The organism is Croceicoccus esteveae, assembly GCF_031846435.1.
In the GTDB taxonomy this organism is placed as follows: Bacteria; Pseudomonadota; Alphaproteobacteria; order Sphingomonadales; family Sphingomonadaceae; genus Croceicoccus; species Croceicoccus esteveae.
In genome coordinates, this window is sequence record NZ_JAVRHS010000033.1 from 1 (window position 1) to 502 (window position 502).

1 protein-coding gene is annotated in these 502 nt (G+C 59.8%); it reads left to right on the forward strand.

What is annotated here, in order from left to right:
- Nucleotides 1-502: hypothetical protein (locus RM533_RS13625; RefSeq protein WP_311341769.1), on the forward strand; the 502-nt coding region annotated here is incomplete at both ends.

Genomic DNA, 502 nt, shown 5'->3' on the forward strand with positions numbered 1-502 from the left:
TTCTTCTACACCTCATTTACGGCACTGAATGCTTCAGGTGTCAGCGGCGTCGGTTTTGCCGCCTTTGACGAAGAGACCGGAACCCTCACGGTAACGATCCGGGCAGCAGGCCTGGAGGCTGATCAGGTCCACCCGCAGCATATTCATGGCTTTATGGCGCAAGACGGCACTGTCGCTGAGTCCATGGTGCCGACGCTCGACGTGGATGATGACGACGACGGCTTCATCGAGTTGATGGAAGGCGGGCAGACCTACGGACCTGTCCTGCTGGACCTGACTGCTGACGGCGAGTTCCCCACCGCAGATGAAAACGGCGTCATCTCCTTCACGCAGACCTATCAGCTGCCAGAGCAGGATCTCGGCGCTGATCCGATGCTGGATCTGCGGGAGTTTGTCCTGCACGGGCTAAGCCTTGTAACTGGCGATGGCAGCAATGGCGGCGAGGCAGACGGTACTGCAGGATACAAGGCAACCCTGCCGGTTGCAGCAGGCTCGCTGGACG